This window comes from Paenibacillus rigui (genome assembly GCF_002234615.1).
In the GTDB taxonomy this organism is placed as follows: Bacteria; Bacillota; Bacilli; order Paenibacillales; family NBRC-103111; genus Paenibacillus_S; species Paenibacillus_S rigui.
Map to the genome: position 1 here is coordinate 55,259 of NZ_NMQW01000021.1, position 19,687 is coordinate 74,945.

The 19,687-nt window shown below is 44.4% G+C and carries 18 protein-coding genes; 13 read left to right on the forward strand and 5 right to left on the reverse strand.

Features of this window, described 5'->3' with window-relative positions; translation table 11 throughout:
* The first annotated feature begins 25 nt into the window (after positions 1–25).
* The 12 genes from CF651_RS15115 to CF651_RS15175 all read left to right on the forward strand — a co-directional run bounded on the left by CF651_RS15115 (position 26) and on the right by CF651_RS15175 (position 13,241).
* Complete coding sequence (locus CF651_RS15115; protein ID WP_094015733.1) at positions 26–3,118, forward strand: efflux RND transporter permease subunit; 3,093 nt, start codon at positions 26–28, stop codon at positions 3,116–3,118.
* 24 nt (positions 3,119–3,142) lie between these two features.
* Positions 3,143–3,790 (forward strand): HlyD family secretion protein, encoded by a 648-nt coding sequence (locus CF651_RS15120; protein WP_094015701.1) that lies wholly within the window; start codon positions 3,143–3,145, stop codon positions 3,788–3,790.
* Complete coding sequence (locus CF651_RS15125) at positions 3,787–4,386, forward strand: efflux RND transporter periplasmic adaptor subunit (RefSeq protein ID WP_094015702.1); 600 nt, start codon at positions 3,787–3,789, stop codon at positions 4,384–4,386. The genes CF651_RS15120 and CF651_RS15125 overlap by 4 nt, the downstream gene beginning before the upstream one ends.
* Before the next feature lie 825 nt (positions 4,387–5,211).
* Positions 5,212–5,796, forward strand: a complete 585-nt coding sequence (locus CF651_RS15135) for a TetR/AcrR family transcriptional regulator (protein WP_094015704.1) — start codon at positions 5,212–5,214, stop codon at positions 5,794–5,796.
* Between the two features lie 121 nt (positions 5,797–5,917).
* Positions 5,918–6,316: a hypothetical protein gene (locus tag CF651_RS15140; protein ID WP_094015705.1), complete on the forward strand. Its 399-nt coding sequence runs from the start codon at positions 5,918–5,920 to the stop codon at positions 6,314–6,316.
* A gap of 260 nt (positions 6,317–6,576) precedes the next feature.
* Positions 6,577–8,004, forward strand: a complete 1,428-nt coding sequence (locus CF651_RS15145; protein ID WP_094015706.1) for an MFS transporter — start codon at positions 6,577–6,579, stop codon at positions 8,002–8,004.
* A 41-nt stretch (positions 8,005–8,045) separates the two neighbouring features.
* Positions 8,046–9,080: an LLM class flavin-dependent oxidoreductase gene (locus CF651_RS15150; RefSeq protein WP_094015707.1), complete on the forward strand. Its 1,035-nt coding sequence runs from the start codon at positions 8,046–8,048 to the stop codon at positions 9,078–9,080.
* A gap of 79 nt (positions 9,081–9,159) precedes the next feature.
* A complete protein-coding gene (locus CF651_RS15155) occupies positions 9,160–9,618 on the forward strand; it encodes a nuclear transport factor 2 family protein (RefSeq protein WP_094015708.1) in 459 nt (152 codons plus the stop codon).
* 94 nt (positions 9,619–9,712) lie between these two features.
* Positions 9,713–10,573, forward strand: a complete 861-nt coding sequence (locus tag CF651_RS15160; protein WP_094015709.1) for an NmrA family NAD(P)-binding protein — start codon at positions 9,713–9,715, stop codon at positions 10,571–10,573.
* A 31-nt stretch (positions 10,574–10,604) separates the two neighbouring features.
* Entirely contained in the window at positions 10,605–11,072 is a 468-nt protein-coding gene (locus CF651_RS15165) for a nuclear transport factor 2 family protein (RefSeq protein ID WP_425436273.1), read from the forward strand.
* 165 nt (positions 11,073–11,237) lie between these two features.
* Positions 11,238–11,825 carry a TetR/AcrR family transcriptional regulator gene (locus tag CF651_RS15170; RefSeq protein WP_094015710.1) on the forward strand — a complete coding sequence of 196 codons (588 nt, stop codon included), beginning with the start codon at positions 11,238–11,240 and terminating at the stop codon, positions 11,823–11,825.
* Between the two features lie 540 nt (positions 11,826–12,365).
* Complete coding sequence (locus CF651_RS15175; protein ID WP_094015711.1) at positions 12,366–13,241, forward strand: LysR family transcriptional regulator; 876 nt, start codon at positions 12,366–12,368, stop codon at positions 13,239–13,241.
* Here the strand turns inward: CF651_RS15175 and CF651_RS15180 are convergent.
* From CF651_RS15180 to CF651_RS15200, 5 genes are all read right to left on the reverse strand, one after another.
* Positions 13,207–14,316, reverse strand: coding sequence for an AbrB family transcriptional regulator (locus CF651_RS15180; protein ID WP_094015712.1), 1,110 nt, complete (start codon positions 14,314–14,316; stop codon positions 13,207–13,209). The two genes, CF651_RS15175 and CF651_RS15180, sit on opposite strands and share 35 nt — an antisense overlap.
* A 15-nt stretch (positions 14,317–14,331) precedes the next feature.
* Positions 14,332–15,507 (reverse strand): MalY/PatB family protein, encoded by a 1,176-nt coding sequence (locus CF651_RS15185; RefSeq protein WP_094015713.1) that lies wholly within the window; start codon positions 15,505–15,507, stop codon positions 14,332–14,334.
* Between the two features lie 65 nt (positions 15,508–15,572).
* A complete protein-coding gene (locus tag CF651_RS15190) occupies positions 15,573–16,307 on the reverse strand; it encodes an amino acid ABC transporter ATP-binding protein (RefSeq protein ID WP_094015714.1) in 735 nt (244 codons plus the stop codon).
* Positions 16,308–16,320: 13 nt separating this feature from the next.
* Positions 16,321–16,989, reverse strand: a complete 669-nt coding sequence (locus CF651_RS15195) for an amino acid ABC transporter permease (RefSeq protein ID WP_094015715.1) — start codon at positions 16,987–16,989, stop codon at positions 16,321–16,323.
* A gap of 54 nt (positions 16,990–17,043) precedes the next feature.
* On the reverse strand, positions 17,044–17,874 hold the full coding sequence (locus tag CF651_RS15200; protein ID WP_094015716.1) for an amino acid ABC transporter substrate-binding protein: 831 nt from the start codon (positions 17,872–17,874) through the stop codon (positions 17,044–17,046).
* 730 nt (positions 17,875–18,604) lie between these two features.
* Here CF651_RS15200 and CF651_RS15205 point away from each other — a divergent pair.
* Positions 18,605–19,684, forward strand: coding sequence for an S-layer homology domain-containing protein (locus CF651_RS15205; RefSeq protein WP_094015717.1), 1,080 nt, complete (start codon positions 18,605–18,607; stop codon positions 19,682–19,684).
* Positions 19,685–19,687: the final 3 nt, after the last annotated feature.

The window sequence follows — 19,687 nt, forward strand, 5'->3', positions numbered from 1 at the left end:
TGAAAGTATTGAAAGGAGTATAGGAATGAATCTATTAACACGCTTTTCTATGAAGAACGTTTCTGCGCTATTCATGATTATGGTTCTGCTTTTTGTAGGGGGGGCTTACTCAACAACTCAGTTAAAAGTAGAAAACATGCCAGATGTATCGTTTCCGGTACTCGTTATTACTACAAGTTATACTGGATCTCCGAAGGATGTTATGGATGAAATCACGGATCCAATCGAAAAAAAATTGGCGAATCTTGAGAATCTAGATTCCATGTCATCGACATCAAGCGATAATTACTCGAATATCGTTCTCATGTTCAAGCAGGGAGTGGATATGGATAAGAAAAAGCTGGATGTCCAGGATCTATTAACCGAAGTAACATTGCCACAAAACGCAGGCACACCCAAAACCTCGACCTATGGCGCAGCGTCCTCCCCGTCGAATTATTTAGTCGTGCATGCTGGCAATGGAATGAGCCAAAGTGAGTTGGATAAAGATTTTAAAGACAAAATTAAGCCGGCCCTAGAAGGAATTAGAGGAATTGACCATATCGATATCATCGGCGAACGAGAGACATCATTGGAGATTCAACTTGAAGCAGACGCACTTGATTACTATAATCTATCTCCGTCTCAAGTCAGCAATGCCATTACCGCCGCTGCAACTAAGAGTCCGATTGGTAGAGTGGAGATTAACGGAAATAATAAGATGACCCGGGTAACCGGAGACCTAGAAAGCTTGTATGCCTTGGAACGTCTCGAAATAAAAAGTCCAAACGGAAATATTGTCACCCTTGCTCAATTAGCTAAAGTAAAGGCGATCACAGAATCGAAATTTAAAGGAAGACTAGATGGGCAACCGGCAATTGGCGTGATTCTATATAAAGCAAGAAGTGCTAATGCGGTGGACTTCTCCGATTCAATCAATGAAAAGCTTAACGAGTGGCAAACTACATTGCCGAATATTACCTTTAAGCAAACATTTGATAGTGCAGATGAGATAAAACACTCCATTGATGGGTTAATTCGAGAGGGGATTGTAGGGGCTATATTGGCCGCATTGATGATTTTGTTTTTTCTACGCAATGTCAGGATGACGTTAATTGTCCTTGTGTCTCTTCCACTCTCTATTTTGATCACATTGATGCTGATGTTTCAGTTTGGAATAACGCTCAATACGATGTCACTTGGCGGTATATTTATGGCCATAGGACGTGTTGTGGATGACTCCATCGTAGTAATTGAGAATATCTATGCCAAATTAGAAAAAGCTCATGAACGAAATGAATCTGTGATTGCTTTTGCCACAAGAGAAGTATCCTCAGCTATTACATCGTCGACTTTGGCAACTGCCGGGGTGTTTGTTCCACTAGGACTAGTATCCGGTTTTATTGGAGAATTTACCAAACCATTTGCAATAACTATCGTATGTTCACTACTAGCCTCATTACTTGTTTCTTTAACTGTTATTCCGATGCTGGCCAAGCTGTTAGTTCTGCGTGGGAAATCAACAAAAAATCTTCATGATGACTCCAACCCATCCAGTTTGATTCAGTTTTATGAGAAAGTACTAGTCTGGTGCTTGAAAAATCGTATGAAGACCTTGGTGTTATCAGGTTTAATTTTTGTTATTACGATCGCTGTTTCACTTCCTACACTATCTGTATCGCTTATGCCAAGTCCGAAAACATCTCAAACCATGTATTTTCAGATCAAGATGCCTTACGAAACTTCATTCGAATCAACGGATGCGAAGACCAAGGAGATCGAAACTGTCCTTTTGGATAAAAAAGATTCCAGCGGTGCTCCGGTTTTTAAATTCGTAGAAGTGTTAGTGGGATATGCCGGTGATGATGAAGAGAGAAGCCCGTATGCTTCACAAATCTTTGTTCAACTGAATGATAATGTTGATGCAAATAAATTAAAGGAGCAAATCACAGCCTTTATCCTCTCTGAACTACCTGCCGGTTCTGAAGTAGAGCCCAAATCGATGGAAGGAAGCATGGGGAGCTCTCCTGACTTTGAATACAGTTTAAAAGGTGAGGATCAGCTTCAATTAGAGAAAGCTGCATCGTTGGTAAAGGCAAGGTTAAGTACGATACCCGAACTTACAGAAGTTGAAGATAATCTCAGTGATGCTAAAACTGAAATTGAGATTAAGGTTGATCAGAGCAAAGCCAGAGCCTATGGTTTAAACCCTGCGACGATAAAAGATACAGCGCGTGCTTGGATTCAAGAGCAAAAACTAGGCGACTTAAAGTTTGATAATGTTGTATATGCCACTAAAGTTTCTCTAGATAAAGCGGACAAAGATACACTTCGGAAGATTGAAAATATCCCCTTGAAAAGTGATAACGGATCGGTTGTTTTATTGAAAGAGCTAGCTAAAGTGAACGAAATAAAAGGAGCCGTATCCCTTACACGTGAGGATCAACATCAACTTGTTAAAGTGACTGCGAAAATTGCAGGGGAAGACAAAAGTGGTATAAGTGCCCAAATTGGAAAAAGCTTGAGTGATCTAGAGCTTCCCGATGGAGTGACACCGTCAGCTGGTGGAGTAACGGATGATATTAACGATAATTTCTCCCAAATGGGTATTGCAATGGTCGTCGCTGTCCTTATTGTTTATCTTATTATGGTTTTAGCTTTTGGAAATGCGAGTGCACCATTCTCAATTATGTTTTCACTGCCATTGGCGGCCATTGGAGGGCTCCTTGGTCTGGTAGTTACAGGAGAAGCACTTAATGCAACTTCTATGATTGGTTTTCTTATGCTTATAGGTATTGTGGTTACCAATGCAATTGTTCTGATAGATAGAGCGCAACAACTTCGAGAAGCAGGTATGATGGTTCAAGAAGCGTTAATTGAAGCGGGAAAGGTACGATTGCGGCCGATTATGATGACTGCTGGTGCGACAATTGTGGCCTTGGTTCCTCTTGCATTAGGACTTTCCGGTGAAGGGGTTTTAATAGGAAAAGGACTTGGAATCGTAGTTATCGGTGGCCTCATGACCTCTACGGTATTAACTCTTGTGGTCGTTCCGATAATTTATGAAATGATTGAGAACTTAAAAGCTAAGTTTTCAAGAAGTTTTAAATTTAACGTAAACGAAGAAGTACAGGCATAGTAGAGAAAAGTAGAGGAGATAACAATGAAAAAGGATAGCCAGTGGAAAACGAAAAATAAAATCAAAGTACTATCGCTTTTATTAACAGTGTCGGTCATTATTGGTGCAGGTTGTTCTAATGGGTCACAATCGGAAACCGTTGAATTGAACCCGAGGTCTATCAAAACGGAAATGATCAAAAAACAGAAAATCGGTGCCCCTATTGAACAAGTAGCAGAAGTAAAGGCGGGAACAACTCTGGACGTTGTTGCTAAGGCAAACGGTGAAGTTGTAAATGTCCTAAAGAAACGGGGAGAATATGTTGAAAAAGGAGACGTGCTTTTCATCATCGATAGCAAGCAAGCCGAAATTGTGAGAAGGAAGAGTGAAGTGGCGCTTCAAAGTGCGCAAGAAACATTAAAAAAAGCAGAAGATGATCAAGCAATGAATCATAAAAACTTGCTTGATGAGGTAACCCGTGCAGAAAATGCTCTCCAAAACGCAAAGCAAGATTATAATAAGTTACGCAACGATTTTGATTCAGGTCTTTCTACTCAGCATATGATAGATCAATTAAAACAAAGTGTTGAGAATGCGGAAATGAATTTGAAATCCGCTCAAAACAAATTAAGCGCTAATGATAATTCCAACTCACTTGCTTCTTATAAAACTCAGCTCGAAGCAGCGAGTTGACCCTTAATGATTCTGTACTTTCTATTGAAAATTACAGTGTTATTGCGCCTGGTAGCGGTATATTAACCGACTTTAATGTTGTGGCAGGTCAAACTGTTTCATCAACTGGAGGAAAATTGGGACAAATCCAACAGATCGATCCGATCAAAGTGACTGCTGAATTATCGGAGAACAATTATCAGCTGTTGAAAGGAAAACAGGAACTTGTTTACTATGATCCTGATCCCCCTACCAACAAGGGTACTGCTAAAATCAGTTATCTTGCCCCGATTATGAGCGCAACATCTAAAACTTATACTCTAGAGCTCGAGGTATCGAACAAAGAACATCAGCTTCGACCAGGAAAAAGATATATGATTGAGCTCACGACTGAAGCGGAAGAACAAGTAAGTGCCATTCCGACATTAAGTGTAATTCGTGAAAACTCTGACACATTTGTTTTTGTTAAAAGTGGAGGGCAATATCAAAAACGTAAAGTTTCGCTTGGACGGATTAATGGAGAGTATCAGGAAGTACTAGCCGGTGTCAAAGAGGGAGAGCAGCTCGTGATAACTGGACAAAATACCTTAAAGGATGGACAAAGTGTAGAAAGTTAGAAAATAAAATGGACTGAGAAAATAAAGTGTTTTCTAACGGGAGCATGCGGTACTCTCTATGAAATGCACAAAAACCTAAGCTTGTGAATGTATACAATGATACAGAGGGATTCGATTTTCTGGGAATGCATTACCGCAAACTGCCTTCGCAGAAGATTGTTTATCTTTCTACGAACAAGCACAAACGGAAATTTCAGAGATGGGGACCAGAATTTAGTGAGGCTTTGGGGTCTGTAAAATAAAATGTGTAACCTGCAACCTTGAAGGAACTGTTTAAAGACGCGCTTCAGGAAGCATTGGAGGCAACTCGGCTAATATTTGGTTCGTACAGATTGTGGATGCGAATATGCCATAAATACAAACCGAGAAATAGTTGAGAGGACATATTTTATTATGGGATATTCAATTCTAACCAATCGACGAATCTCAAAACTAACTTGGCCCGAAAAAGAAAAAGTGATGGGGGATTGAAAAGGAATCGAATCCGCCGGGGTGAATCTATAATTGAGATTCAGCATTGGAAACGCTGGAAGAATGATGCTCGGTATCTATTGTATAGATACCATTCCCAAGTCATTAGAACCCTTTACGAACACGAACATTACTATGAGCAAATTGGTATGTTAGATCAAAAAGGGGAGTATGAGTTTCTTCATCTCGTTAAAAATACTTGTAAGCAAATGCTAATTGAAGACAAATTGTTGTTTTTTCAATTGGGATCAAGCTAATTTGTTAAAATTCCAATGATGGGATCCTCCGCAAATTTTTTATTCTTGATCGATCGATCTGAAAAGTGTAGAATAGATTAAGAAGGGAGGTTACTAAATGGCAAGAAGCAAGGAGTTTGACACAACTGAGGTTTTGCATAAGGCAATGGAAGTGTTTGGTTATTACGGCTACGAAGGTACATCTCTCCAAAATTTGCTTGACGGACTTGGGATTGCTCGCCAAAGTTTGTATGATACTTACGGGACGAAGAGAGATTTGTTCGTCAAGGCTGTGAAGCATTATGTAGAGGAAAAGTCCTCAGCGGTTGTTGCTCACTTGGAGCGTACGGAGTCGGTTAAAAAAGCAATCAACGACATTTTCCAAGTCATTGTGACTGTACTGCAGGATGAAGAGCGACAAAAGGAATGTTTGATTCTGTATAGCGCCATCGATCAAGTGCCTCATGAGCCCGAAATTGCAGCAATCTTTGAAAGAGACCGATTGATTTTGGAAAAGGCCTTTTATGAAGCGTTGTTGCGAGCTCAGACTCAGGGAGAGATAAGCCCAAATAGGGATTTACTAGCGCTTGCTCGATATTTATATCATGCTCGATACGGATTAACGCAATCCGCGAAACTATCCGATGATCCTAAGGTTTTGGAAGATATTTCAGCTATTATACTCTCCACGCTCGATCAGTAATGATTGGGCGCAGAGAGATATTAACTAGCTGTATTCATAGTAGCATGCATGATAAAAAAATTTTTTTGATAATATCAGACTGTTTGGTCTGTTAAATAACCTTTTAAGGAGTGAATAATTCATGATTTACTATGAATCCCCGCAAGCAGACGTTGAATGGAATGAAACTTTGAATTCCGTAGTTGTAACGTGGAAAGGCTTTGCTCAAGGCGAGAAATTTCAAGAACCGTTGAATAAAGCATTGAATCTGTCGAAACAGAAAAAGGCTGAAAAATGGCTGATCGATACCCGTTATGCATCAGCATCAACACAGAATGATCAAAAATGGATAGCCGAGCAGTGGCACCCAAACTTGATGGAGACTGGACTTCGTTCCCTTGCTATCGTAAAACCTAACAAAACAGTCGCTAATTTAAGCATAAACCGAACAATCTCTGATTTGGTCATTTCCTATGCCGTAGAGCATTTTACTACTCTGGACGAAGCTTCAATTTGGCTTTTGAAACGACAGGCAGGATAAAAAATAAAGGAATAAGTGAAAATTAATTATTGACTAAATGGTCCGGAAATGATAAGATGAAATCGTTAAGAAAACGGCACTTATGTTTATACAAATTAGACTAAATGGTCTGTAATGAATTTTAGATTAGGGGGAATCAAGTATGGTAATAATGGAATAAAGTGTTTCGAAGGCTTTTCTGAGTTAGAAAATTTGGTAAGGATGGCATTTTTTTTAATTAAACTAGACTGTTTAGTCTATAAAAGGAGGAAGTTTCAACAATGAATGTAACTAAGCACAAAGGTCTCGCACTATTGCTTTTAGCCGTATCCCAGCTGATCATGGCGCTCGATTATACGATTATTTTTGTGGCCTTGCCTTCACTAGGGGAGGCACTAGGGTTCTCAGCCAATAATTTGCAGTGGGTTGTCAGTGCGTACTCGCTTGTTTTCGGGGGATTTCTGCTGACCGGAGGACGATTGTCCGACCTGTTGGGGAGGCGAAAAATGTTTATCATCGCAATGGCCCTCTTCGGACTAGGTTCATTGCTCGGCGGTTTGGCAACCTCACAAATCATGCTGATCATAGCAAGGGGGCTGCAAGGACTTGGTGGAGCACTGTTGGCACCGTCGACATTATCGCTGATCATGTCCAATTTCAATGAGGGCACCGAGCGCAACCGGGCTATGGGCATTTGGGCAGCCATGGGCGGTGTCGGATTATCTCTCGGATTGCTGCTCGGTGGAGTGTTAACCAGTTATATCGGCTGGGAATCGACATTTTTCGTGAACGTGCCAATCACGATCATTGTCATCATTCTTGCTCCAATTGTACTCGTGGAGAGCAAAGTTGATTCTGGAAAGAGGCATTTTGATGCGGCGGGCACGATATCGGTTACGGCAGGAATGATCCTCATTGTCTATTACTTGATCCAGTCTCCAGTTAAAGGCTGGGGCAGTATAGAGACGCTCACGTTCGGACTTATTGGTGCCGTTTTGCTTCTGCTATTCGTCGTGATCGAGAATCGAACGAAGGATCCGTTAATTCCGTTCAGATTGTTCCGCAATCGTAACCTAACCGGAGCTGCATTGATGGCTGCATTGTTCTCAGCTTCGTTCGGAACGCTGTATTACTTCTTAACTTTGTACACACAAGGGGTACTGCACTTTTCTGCGATTCAATCTGGCTTAAGCTTTCTGCCTCTGACGATCAGCGCATTCTTTGGGGCAAAGCTTATCAATAAAATGTTAGCGATGGCTGGAGTAGCAGGTACGCTCGCCATCGGCATGGGACTTGGAGGTATCGGGTTCTTGCTGCTTAGCCAACTATCTGCTACGGGCAATGCGTGGGGAATGATTCCTGGAACCATCATCATAGGTATCGGTCAGGCTCTCGTATTTACAACGATGTTTATCGCAGGCAGTACAGGAATCGATCCGGAGGAGCAGGGTGTCGGATCTGCGATGATTTCGACTGGTCAACAAATCGGTGGTGCAGTAGGCTTGGCTGTCATTATGGCCATCATATCTGCTAGCCTCGGTTCAGAGGCAACGTTGGAATCCATGGCGGCCACTGATTTGAATCAAGCGATTCATACAGCATTCGTTATCGCCGCCAGTATTACGGCGCTGGCCATTTTTACTGCTCTCGTGGCTCTAAAACAGAAGAGAGTTTCAAACATCGAAACAAAAATACCTGCTCCTCATTGATTACAAACGAATTTCTTATCTCATCCTTCCGCGATTAGCGGATGAACGAAACGGAGGCTAACGAAATGTCTATAACTCCCAAAATATCCGTGCTGGACCTCGCACCGATTTTGGCAGGCGGGTCTGCAAAAGATGCGTACCACCGAACCTTGGAACTTGCGCGTCATGCTGAAAGGCTAGGGTATCACCGTTATTGGCTTGCGGAGCACCATAATATGCCTGGCATCGCCAGCTCGGCAACTTCGCTGCTCATCGGGCATGTGGCGGCGGGAACCGAAAAAATCCGGGTAGGCTCCGGTGGTATCATGCTGCCGAATCACGCCCCGCTCGTCATTGCCGAACAGTTTGGAACACTGGAATCCCTATACCCGGGGCGCATTGATCTGGGCTTGGGGAGAGCCTCAGGCACCGATATGCATACTGCCCGCGCCCTTCGGAGAACGTTGGGAACCAACGGGGGGGACTTCCAGGAGCTGCTGAACGAGCTGAAAGCTTTTTTGGAACCCGCGGCAGAGCGGATCGTCCCCGGAGTAAGGGCGATTCCCGGCGAGGGTCTGAACATTCCCATTTGGCTGTTAGGTTCCAGCGATTTCAGCGCACGATTGGCGGGACGTCTTGGGTTACCTTTCGCTTTCGCCAGCCACTTCGCCCCCGATGATTTACTCTTGGCGTTGGAAGTATACCGCAGCTCTTTCACTCCTTCGAAAGCGCTGGATAAGCCGTACGTCATGGTCGGATTAACAGTCATGGCAGCCGAAACGGTGGAGGAAGCCCGGTACCTGTCTACATCTGAGGCGCAGCAGGTTTTGGGCCTCCTTCGCGGCAAACCTAGTGAACTTCATCCTCCGGTGGAAAGCATGGATTCCTTATGGAATGAGCAAGAGAAGGCGCTGATTTCCAAACAGCTGGATTTTGGAATTATCGGAGATCGGAATACGATCCGCGAGAGGCTGCCTGCTATCCTGGCAGCAACGAAAGCGGACGAATTGATTGTGACAAACCACATATATGATCATCAAGCGCGTTTGCGATCGTTTGAAATATTTGCGAATACGGTCAACGAACTTCAGCAGTGATCACGTAGGTCCTATTATTTTGAGTTTATTAGATCGAATGGTCTGATATATATGTAAAAAACGACTGGAGGAAAATACAATGGTTAATCAAAAGCTGACGCAAGAAGCAATCCGTGAAAGAGCGCAGGAAGCATTCCGCAATCATCTGAAGCATTTGTCCGGTGGAAATATTGAGGCGTGGGTCAATTTATGGCAGGAGGACGGAGTACTTGAGTTTCCCTACGGTCCTGTAGGTTTTCCAGAGTTGAAGAAAGGGAAGGCGGATCTCTTCGATTACATGCAGAACTTTCCGAAGCATTTCGAAGTGCAATTCACGGACTTGGAATTTCACCTGACTGTCGATCCCGAGCTGGTGATTGCAGAATTCAAGTCGGTCGGGAAGCACCGGGAAACAGGTAACCCGTACAATCAGACTTATATCAGCGTGGTTCAAACGAAGGACGGTCTCATCTCACGCTATCGTGATTTCTGGAATCCGTTAGTCGCGATCGAATCCGTTGGCAATGTGAATGATGCAGTCCGTTTCTCGGAGAAATGATTGTTTTCGATTAGTCAAAGGCTTTGACATAAGTGGTTAAAAGCGAAATGTTCATAGGGACTTTTAAGTCTACAAAAAGAAAGGAGTAATCAATATGGCTAATGGCGGTAAAATTCTAGTAACAGGTGGGAGGGGCAAAACGGGAATCCGTATTGCTAAACGACTTTCAGATTTAGGCTATGCTGTTCGCACGGCCTACCGAGGTACTCCCGCAACTGTCAGCACAAATGAGCATGTGACCTTTGATTGGTTCGATGAAGCGACGTTTGAACCCGCATTAAAAGACGTTGATAAAATCTATTTGGTGGGTCCCCTTGCGGTCATGGACCCATCCAGAATCATGGTGTCGTTCCTAGATAAGGCATTAAATGCAGGTGTGCGCCGGGTTGTTTTGCTTAGCAGCGCTTCCGTGCCCGAAGAAGGCCCCGTTTTTGGAAAAGTGCATAAAGCAATCCGTCAGCTTGTGCCGGAGTGGGCGGTACTACGTCCTTCCTATTTTATGCAAAATTTCACCGAGGGTCACCATGGAGCTCAAATTAACAGTGATGGGATGATGATTACTGCTACAGGATCGGGGCGGATTGGATTCGTTGATGCCGACGATATTGCTGAGGTGGGTGTAAGGGCACTAATTGACGAACAGCCTCATAATACAGATCATATCATCACAGGTCCTCAATCCTTTAGTTACGCAGAAGCTGGAGAAATCATCGGCGCCGTTGCAGGGCGAACCATCAAACATGTGAATATTAGCAAGGAAGAACTAACGGGTGGATTGATGAAATTCGGGATGCCGGAAGACTATGCTCATTTTCTCGCAGGGCTGGATGAAGCGATCAGGCTTCACGGTACCGAAGATCAGGTTACGGATACCGTTGAACGTGTGACTGGACGTCCACCCAGGCCTCTGAAAGACTTCGCCATCGCTCACGCCTCTTATTGGAAACAGAAATGATTTAATACAAAATGAATAAGGAGTGGTAAATATGACATTCATTCCAGAAGATAACGAAAAGATGCGGGAAGCTTCACGGGAGATTTTCAGTAAGTTTTGCAATTCTTTTTTGAAAAAAGACATGAATCAGTTTATTGAGCTTTTTGATGACGATGCGCTGTTCGAGTTTCCTTTCGCTCTTAAAGGCTTTACACAAAAACTTGAAGGGAAGGCTGCCATTTATGAGTATATTAAAGACTTTCCTCAAAAGTTTGATATCTCCCGGTTCAGTGAACCCACATTCCACTTCACGTCGAACCCTAATATCATGGTAATCGAATTTGGAATTGAGGAGGCGCAAGTTTTGACTACCGGCAAGCCTTATTTTCAGAAATATATTTCTGTGATCGAAACCAGGGGCAATAAAATCGTACACTACAAAGATTATTGGAATCCAGTTGTGGGGCTTGTCGCTCTTTTGGACACGGCATCTATACAGAAAGTATTAGATGAACAATAATACCAAAAATTCAACCCGTTAGTTGCGATCGAATCCGTCGGCAGCGTAAATGATGCAGTCCGTTTTTCGGAAAATAAAAATTCTTTGTTCTCATCAGTCAAGGGCAAGCTCTCTTGACTGATCGAGTTTGATTTGTACGGGTGAAGTGGAAGGAGGTATGACTGGATGGCAAGAAGCAAGGAATTTGACACGACTCTGACCCTGCACAAGGCAATGGAAGTATTCGGTCATTATGGTTACGAGGGGACATCGTTGCAACTTCTACTAGAGGAGCTAGGTATAGCTCGACAAAGTCTGTACGACACTTACGGGACGAAACGGAACCTCTTTGTTACGGCGGTAAAGCATTATGTTAATGAAAAGTCTTCAGCGGTCGTCATCTATCTATCGAGAACTGAAGCTGTCAAAAAAGCAATTTCCGATATATTCTCTGAGATTGTCTCAACTCTTCGAGACGAGAAGCGGCGGAAGGAATGCTTAATTTTGTATAGTGCGATAGATCAGGTTCCCCATGATCCCGAGATCGCAGCACTTTTCGCACAAGATAAGAGTCGTTTGGAAAATGCGCTATACCAAGCTTTAACACGTGCTCAAAACCAAGGCGGGTTGAGTTCTAATCTGGACTTACCTGCGCTTGCGAGATATTTGTATCATGCGCGCTATGCTTTGACCCAGGTGGCTAAACTGACAAATGATCCCTCGGTTTTGGAACAAATCATGAAGGTAACTCTAACTTCACTTGATGCCGAATGAAGCAATCAAGTTCCAATCCGCGCTTTGCGCGGATTTTTCGTCTATAAGCGCCATAAATGAAAATCTAATCACTCAATGGTGACCGTTATCCGGTCGAAAGGAAGGAAATTAGACGGTTATAAGCGGCGTACCGTTTTGTTTTTGTTGGTCAGCATGAAATGGGCCTGATTGGAGCTTTCTTTGCAAGTATAGGCTGAATTGCTTGATTGTTGCGGTCGATTTGTAATTGAGCATTGAATCTCTGAATCGGGTAGATAACTGGAAAACCTCCATCTATTATTGCTGAAATTGCTTATAAATGTAGCGAATTAGCTCCAGAAAATCGTTACTGCTAGATGGGTTGGCACATAAAACGACCGTCAGGCGATCTGCCCTGACGGTTGTTCAATGTCATATAGATGAATTCGAGGGAGGATATTGGAAATCATTCGAAAATCATTTACTTTTCAAGCTGTTCCTGTATAATTTAATCATAAGAATTTTAAATGATTATATCCTACTTACATAATTAATTTTTATGAAAGGGGCGTGAATGCTCCCATGGAAGATAAAGACTGGCTTATTCTGAAAACATTATATTCGAAAAAAAATATTACCAGAGCCGCAGAGCAGCTTTACATATCCCAGCCCGCTCTGACGTACCGTGTACAGCAGCTAGAGAAGGAATTTGGCGCCAAGATCGTATCCCGCGGCAAAACGGGTGTGGAGTTTACTCCCCAGGGCGAATGTTTGGTCCAATATGCGGAGCAAATGCTGCATGAGCTGAGGAGGACCAAGGAGCGCATATTAAGTATGAACGATCAGGTCGTAGGCACGTTGCGGCTCGGCGTATCCGCAAGCTTCGCGCGGTACTATTTACCGCCTCTGCTCAAAAGCTTCGTCCGCCAGTACAGCGGAGTGGAAATCAATGTGAAAACTGGATTGAGTTCCGACATATTGTCCTCCGTCCAGAAGGAAGAGGTGCATCTCGGCATCCTGAGAGGAAACCACAGTTGGTCGGAGCAATCGCTGCTGCTGACCAGCGAACCCCTATGCCTCATCGCTAAAGATCGGATCGATCTCCACGAGCTTCCGTCCTTACCGAAAATTAATTACGTCATTAATGACCTCCGCTTGCGGCAAAACATCGAAAAATGGTGGATGGAAAGATTCTCGGTACCGCCCCTTATTACAATGGAGGTCGACAGCATTGAAACCTGCGTCGAGCTGGTTAATAGCGGGATGGGCTACGGAATCGTTCCGCACATGAGCCTGCAAAATCATAAGTCGCTGTTCGTACACAACCTCCAGACAAAAAGCGGCGAACCGATTATTAGAGAAACTTTGCTCATCTACCGCAATGCTTCGTTGGAATTTTCGGTTGTCAAAGCATTTGTAGATTTCATGGGTAATAATCTTGAGAATGTTGTCGGCTAATGGACCGACGAAATATTTTTTTTAACGCCACCGGTATGATGAACAAAACGAAAAATACCCTAAACAGCTGATAGGCTGCAACTTTTGAAACATCAGCATGAATGGCCGCTGCCGTAACTCCCATCTCCGGCAAACCGCCCGGCGCTATACTTAAAAATGCCGTTACAAAGCTGATTGGCTGGATCCGGCTCAGCAAATACGCACTCGCCAACGTCATGCCCACAAGCAGAACGCTGCCGGCAATACTATAAGGGAGAAGACGGCGCCAGCCGCTTAACGCTTCGAGCTTGATGCCTTGTCCAAGATAGATGCCGATGCACAGCTGCGCAATAATGACAACAAGCTGTGGCAAGTGCGGTAGGGCCATGCCGGACGCCGAGATGGCGGCGGAAACGATAAGCGGTCCGATCAGCCAAGGGTTCGGAAATTTGAGCCTTACGGCGAAAACAGCTGCCAGCAATACGAGCACAACTGCGACGGGTATCATGGACCATGAAGTGTCAGACACCGACAGGACGCTTTGCGTTTGCAACCGGGAACTGTCCCCTGCAGCGGCCAGACCGTGTACGGCGACAAAAGGCACCATAAACGTAACTATCAGCATCCGGATTGTTTGCATGAACGTAACGATCGTCGGTTCCGCACCTTCAATTTCTTCGCTTAACGGAACCATTTGCGAAATCCCCCCGGGAATGCAACCCATGATACTGCTCGGAAGACTGATTCCGGTACGTTTGGCTATAAGGAAAGCCAGTCCCAGGCTGGAGCCGGTCAGCAAGGCGGTAGAGATGACCATAGAGGGCAGCGAAACGGCTATTTGCTGTGCGCTCTCTGCGGTAAACGCCAGCCCCATGTTGTATCCTAAAAGCATCTGCCCTCCGTTTCGCAAGCTTCTCGGCCAATATAACTTGCTTTTAAAAGCAACCTGCCAGACCAGAACTGCTGCAAGCGGTCCTAACATCCAAGCGAGCGGAAAATGCAATAACGTAAATAGAAAACCTCCAATACAAGCAATCAGAATCGTTTTCACGATCTGCCATACATGCGTCTTACTAATGCCGGTCAATCCGAACATGATGTAAACCTTCTTTCACAATGCACTCACCGCACGCTCAATCCGTTCCAAAGCTTCTTGCAGAACGGCTCTGCGGCAGCCGATGTTCATTCGCATAAAACCTTGCCCTTCCGCGCCGAATATCATGCCGTCATGCAAGCCCACTTTAGCCTGCTCCAGCATAAAGGTCCGCAGTACTTGCTGAGACATCCCCAGCTGCCTGCAATCCAGCCACATCAAATACGTCGCTTCCGGTCTAATGACTTCAATCCCAGGAATATGGCATTCAACATAATCCGTCAGAAGGCGTACGTTTTCCGCCAAATATTCGACCAACTGATCCGCATAATAATCGCACTCAATATAGGCCGTTTCAAATGCCAACGTACCGAAAATTGTTCTACCGTCAGCTTTGTTCGCCGTAATGGTATTCTCATAGGTCCGGCGCAGCGTTTCGTTCGGGATAATGATAGCCGCCGTGCGAAGTCCGGGGGTATTAAACGTTTTGCTCGGATTCAGGCACATGATGCAATTATCCTTAATTTCCCCGGACAACGACGGAAAAGGTATATGGGTGTGGCCTTCGTACACGATATCGGAATGAATTTCATCGGATACGATAATAACGCCGTGTTTTATGCACATTTCGCCGATGCGGGTTAATTCTTCCCTGGTGTATACCCTCCCTACGGGATTATGCGGGTTGCATAACAGCATCATTTTCGTTTGCGGATCCTTCAGCTTTTGTTCCAGATCTTCAAAGTCGATTTCATACTTCCCGTCGTGAAGCAGCAAACTATTTTGCACCTTGATTCTTCCGTTATTAGCGATAAGATGGTGAAATGGATGATACACCGGGGACTGGATCAATATATGGTCTCCCGGTTGCGTGAATGCTTGCACCGCATTGACCAGTCCGTTTACTACCGCCGGAGCATAAACAACCCAATCTTCATCGATATGAAAATCGAAACGTTTGTGCAGCCAGCTTTTGACCGAGAAGTTAAAGCTATTGCTGCTCAGCGTATACCCGTAAACTCCCAGCTCCGCTCTTTTCACCATAGCATCAACGATCGGCTCGGGACATTTGAAATCCGTATCCGCAATCCACATTGGGATAACATCTTCAGGGTAAAGATTATGCTTCTTGGAATCCGTTCCTCTAAGATCTATCATTTCATCAAAATTATGTGTGCGTATTAATCCGCTCATTTTGCCACCTCTTTTTGAGCAACTATATTAAATTCAACCCTTAACCTGCAGCGATTCCTCTGGCATCAACCCGAGAGCTGGCTTAGAAACCTTTTCGTACGTTCATTTTGCGGGTTGGAGAAAATGTCCTCAGGTCCGCCTGTTTCGATTATTTTCCCGTCCGCCATAAAAATAACTTTGTCGGCAACCTCGCGGGCGAACGACATTTCATGGGTGACGATAATCATCGTTGTATTTTTGTTAGCAAGCAGGCGCATGACATTCAGCACTTCACCGACCAACTCGGGGTCCAGAGCGGAAGTGGGCTCGTCGAACAAAATGACATAGGGATCCACGGCAAGCGCACGTGCGATGCCAACCCTTTGCTGCTGTCCGCCGGATAAGGTGGAGGGGTAATTATCGAATTTGCCCGATAGTCCAACCTGCTCCAGCAGCCGCTCGCCAATCGACTTAGCTTCGGCTTCCTTCATGTTTTTGACAACAATCAACGATTCTATCACATTTTGCAAAGCGGTCTTGTTTTTGAACAAGTTGTAGTTTTGGAATACCATGGCGCTTTTTTGTCTCAACCTGTACATGTCCTTTTTGGCTAACTCCCGCATATTCACGGCGACATCGTCTATGGTAACCGTCCCTTCCTCCGGCACCTCCAATAAATTCAAGCATCTCAGCAAGGTAGATTTTCCCGATCCGGAGGGACCTATAATAGCGACAACCTCTCCTTTGTTAACTTCCAATTCAATATCGTGCAGCACCTGGAGATCATGAAATTTCTTCCGCAAGCCGCTCACTTTAATCATTCCGTGTCCCCCCCTAACGGTATGGTTTGTTTAATTTGACTTCAATTCTGGTCTGAATCATCGTAAATAGCACGGTAATAATCCAATAAACAATAGCAACGGCCAGGAAACTTTCGAAAAATTTATACGTAGCGGCCGCCGACATTTTGGCTTGGGCAAAAATTTCGGCTACGCCTACGGTAAAGGCAAGCGAGGTCTCTTTCACCAAAATAATAAAGAAATTTCCGGTTGACGGTATTGCAATCCTCGTCGCTTGAGGCAGCACGATTCGTCTCATCGTTTGCCACTTGGTCATACCTACGGATAAACCAGCCTCCAATTGCCCGTTGTCAACTGACGTAATCGCCGCCCGGAAAACCTCGGATAAATAAGCGGCATTACGAAAGCTCAGACCAATGATCACGGCCGTAAAAGCATTAATGAAGCTCATCGCCGGGAATAGCTGGGGAAGCCCGAAGTAAAACAGAAAAATTTGCACAATAGTAGGAGTTCCGCGGAAGAAGGAAATATACAGACTGGCCAGCGGGCTGATTATTTTGACTTTGCTTCTTGTAATAACCGCCAGTATCAACCCCAATACAATCGCAAAGAACATGGCGATCAGCGCCATAATAAGCGTGAGATGAACATATTTCAGTAGCTCCGGAAAAAGGCTTATCATATAGTTTAGGTCAAAATTCATTACGTTCACCACCGGGGGAAAATTTGAGATCAAGCGGATCACCGCTCTGGAAGCTTATTTCTTACTGATATCTTGCTTGTAAAACTTCATGGACAGCTTCGACATGGTCCCATCCTTTTGCAACTCTTCAAGCGCCTTATCGAATTTGTCCTTTAATTCATTGTTTTTAGCATTTTTGACAAACGGGTAGGCGATAATGTAATCCTCAAACGGTTCCCCCGCGAACTGCAACGGCAAGCCGGATTTTTCAATTTTGACAAGACCGCTCGCTTTATCGACAATGTAGGCATCCGCTCTGCCGTTGGCTACGTCATAGACAATACCGCTCGGATCCTCATACGTGACAATGTTCATTTTGACTCCTTTTTCATTGTCAAATTCGCGCAGAAATTTTTCTTTATTCGTGCCTAACCCGACCGCTATCTTCTTGCCTTTCAAATCTTGCAGCGATTTAATCGAGTCATTTCCTTTTTTGACAACCAATTGGCCGCCCGAGTATACATAAGGAATGCTGAACAAATACTTTTCTTTACGCTGATCCGATATCTCTACCTGGTTAGCGATTGTATCGATTTTATTGGCGTCCAGCATGCCGAATAATCCGCTGAAATCGGCTGTTACCCAGTCCACCTTATAACCCATTTTGTCCGCGATCGCTTTTATCGCTTCGACATCAAAGCCGTCCAGCTCCTGCTTCTCATTTTTGTAAGAATGCGGCACGCTTCTGCCCGATGTGCCTACCCGAAGCACCTTTTCTTCTCCCCCCGCCTTCGATCCATTTCCGGCCCCGGCCGCCGGAGAGGCTGTTTGTGTGCCGCATGCAGAGCTTAATAAAACAACAGCTGCCAGCACGCTGGATAAAAAAGGTTTTCTAACTGTCAACATTTCTAATGACCTCCTCTTTCGTGTTATGTTATTTAACAAGATAAGTTATGTACAATTCCATAATACTACCTTTTAATATATAAATATAATAGCTAATTTTTATCTTCCTGAATAAAAGCACATTATGAATGAAATGATGTTATATAATATAACGTGATATCATCGTTGAACCGTATCGTAAGATTTATTCGTTGGATCAGGCAGCCCCATCGTAATGTGGAGACTCGTCATGGCTGCGGTAAGGCCGTACTTCGGATAGAGGAATAAAACGTTGATTCAGTCCGTAAACCAAACATCAGGACGCATAGAACCATATAAAAAATGAAGCGGCCATTCGATTCGATGGTTGCTTTTTTTATGGTCATATTTGTATTGGGTCTGAATGGTTCGGTAAAGCAGCAGCTTATGCAAAATGGCCGAATAAAGCAAATTATTACTTTTTTCTCTAAATACATTGAGGATGAAGTTGCTTAATATTTAACATAGGTTGAAAACAATTCAGGGAGGGGACACATATCGGTCTTACTAGCTTGCAGAAATGTTCGGAGCAGCATTTGCAATCGTTTACATGCCGTGGTTGAGCCGTCATTTTCGATGCAGACGGCGGCGTTCCCGATAAGGAGCTAGGCGAAGGTCTCTCAATGAAGATACATTATGTATCTCGTAGTAAGGTGTTAACGGAGCAAGCTTCCAAAATTACGTTAGTAAACATGGAAGGGAGTTAAGTCAGATGAAATTTCCACAGATGAAATTTTTGCAAATGCTATCCTGTTACCTTGTATTGATGCTAACTGCAATTGCTGTCGTACCGTCAGGGTGGGCAGCCAGTACAACAAACGAGTCGCCGTCAACGTTCAGCCTCACACTTTCAACGGATAAGCCGTCTAAGGGGGAGTATGTGGAAGTCACGGTCAAAGGTCACCAGTTAAAAGATGTCTACGCATATGAAGTGAATCTCGATTATAACCCGAACCTGCTCCAATTAAAGGAAGCAACCACGGAGATTCCAGGGTTCTCGGTCACACCCATCATCCATGAGCATCATATCCAGCTTGCGCACACACGTATAGGCCGTGTCATGGGAGATGAAGGGGATCAAACGTTGTATACATTGAAGTTCGAAGCGCTGCAGCAAGGAGAAACGGAATTGGCAATAAACAATGTCAAGCTGCTTGATTCCGTTCTGTCCAGCACGGTGCATTCGTCCAATGTAAAAAGCACGTTGGCTATTGACGGTTTGTTTCCGTTCGATGACTTGGGTGATTTCAGCTGGGCCAAGACAGCGATTGCTTATTTGTTTGAGAAAGGCGTCGTAAACGGTACTTCAGAGCATACGTTCAGTCCGGAGCAGCCAGTAACTCGGGCGGATTATTTGGTGCTTCTTATGAGGGCGTTGCAGGTTAAGGGGCCGACAGGAGGACGGTTTAACGACGTGCCGCAAGGCGCGTATTTTGAAGAGCCTCTTGCTGCAGCCAGAAGCTTGGGGATCGTTGAAGGGGATGAATTCAATAACTTTCATCCGTATTCCCCGGTAACCCGAGAGGATATGATTGTGCTGACGGATCGTGCCCTGCGAGCCGCACAGAAGTTTTCAGGCCGGATGGATTCATCCATTCTCAAAGAATACGTCGATGTCGCGGATATATCGGATTATGCGCTAAGCAGTGTTACGGCGATGGTCGGTCAAGGTATCGTTGAAGGCTACAATCAAGGGATTTATCCGAAAGAAACGACCAATCGCGCTCAAGCGGCGGCTCTTATTTATAAGCTGTTAACCTCCAAGACTTTTACCAGTGCAGGTACGCCTTAAGGA

Excerpts from the sequence above, each read along its gene's own strand:
- CF651_RS15115 (WP_094015733.1), top strand. The coding sequence starts at position 26 with ATGAATCTATTAACACGCTTTTCTATGAAGAACGTTTCTGCGCTATTC.
- CF651_RS15120 (WP_094015701.1), top strand. The coding sequence starts at position 3,143 with ATGAAAAAGGATAGCCAGTGGAAAACGAAAAATAAAATCAAAGTACTA.
- CF651_RS15135 (WP_094015704.1), top strand. The coding sequence starts at position 5,212 with ATGGCAAGAAGCAAGGAGTTTGACACAACTGAGGTTTTGCATAAGGCA.
- CF651_RS15140 (WP_094015705.1), top strand. The coding sequence starts at position 5,918 with ATGATTTACTATGAATCCCCGCAAGCAGACGTTGAATGGAATGAAACT.
- CF651_RS15145 (WP_094015706.1), top strand. The coding sequence starts at position 6,577 with ATGAATGTAACTAAGCACAAAGGTCTCGCACTATTGCTTTTAGCCGTA.
- CF651_RS15150 (WP_094015707.1), top strand. The coding sequence starts at position 8,046 with ATGAACGAAACGGAGGCTAACGAAATGTCTATAACTCCCAAAATATCC.
- CF651_RS15155 (WP_094015708.1), top strand. The coding sequence starts at position 9,160 with ATGGTTAATCAAAAGCTGACGCAAGAAGCAATCCGTGAAAGAGCGCAG.
- CF651_RS15160 (WP_094015709.1), top strand. The coding sequence starts at position 9,713 with ATGGCTAATGGCGGTAAAATTCTAGTAACAGGTGGGAGGGGCAAAACG.
- CF651_RS15165 (WP_425436273.1), top strand. The coding sequence starts at position 10,605 with ATGACATTCATTCCAGAAGATAACGAAAAGATGCGGGAAGCTTCACGG.
- CF651_RS15170 (WP_094015710.1), top strand. The coding sequence starts at position 11,238 with ATGGCAAGAAGCAAGGAATTTGACACGACTCTGACCCTGCACAAGGCA.
- CF651_RS15175 (WP_094015711.1), top strand. The coding sequence starts at position 12,366 with ATGGAAGATAAAGACTGGCTTATTCTGAAAACATTATATTCGAAAAAA.
- CF651_RS15180 (WP_094015712.1), bottom strand. The coding sequence starts at position 14,316 with ATGTTCGGATTGACCGGCATTAGTAAGACGCATGTATGGCAGATCGTG.
- CF651_RS15185 (WP_094015713.1), bottom strand. The coding sequence starts at position 15,507 with ATGAGCGGATTAATACGCACACATAATTTTGATGAAATGATAGATCTT.
- CF651_RS15190 (WP_094015714.1), bottom strand. The coding sequence starts at position 16,307 with ATGATTAAAGTGAGCGGCTTGCGGAAGAAATTTCATGATCTCCAGGTG.
- CF651_RS15195 (WP_094015715.1), bottom strand. The coding sequence starts at position 16,989 with ATGAATTTTGACCTAAACTATATGATAAGCCTTTTTCCGGAGCTACTG.
- CF651_RS15200 (WP_094015716.1), bottom strand. The coding sequence starts at position 17,874 with ATGTTGACAGTTAGAAAACCTTTTTTATCCAGCGTGCTGGCAGCTGTT.
- CF651_RS15205 (WP_094015717.1), top strand. The coding sequence starts at position 18,605 with ATGAAATTTCCACAGATGAAATTTTTGCAAATGCTATCCTGTTACCTT.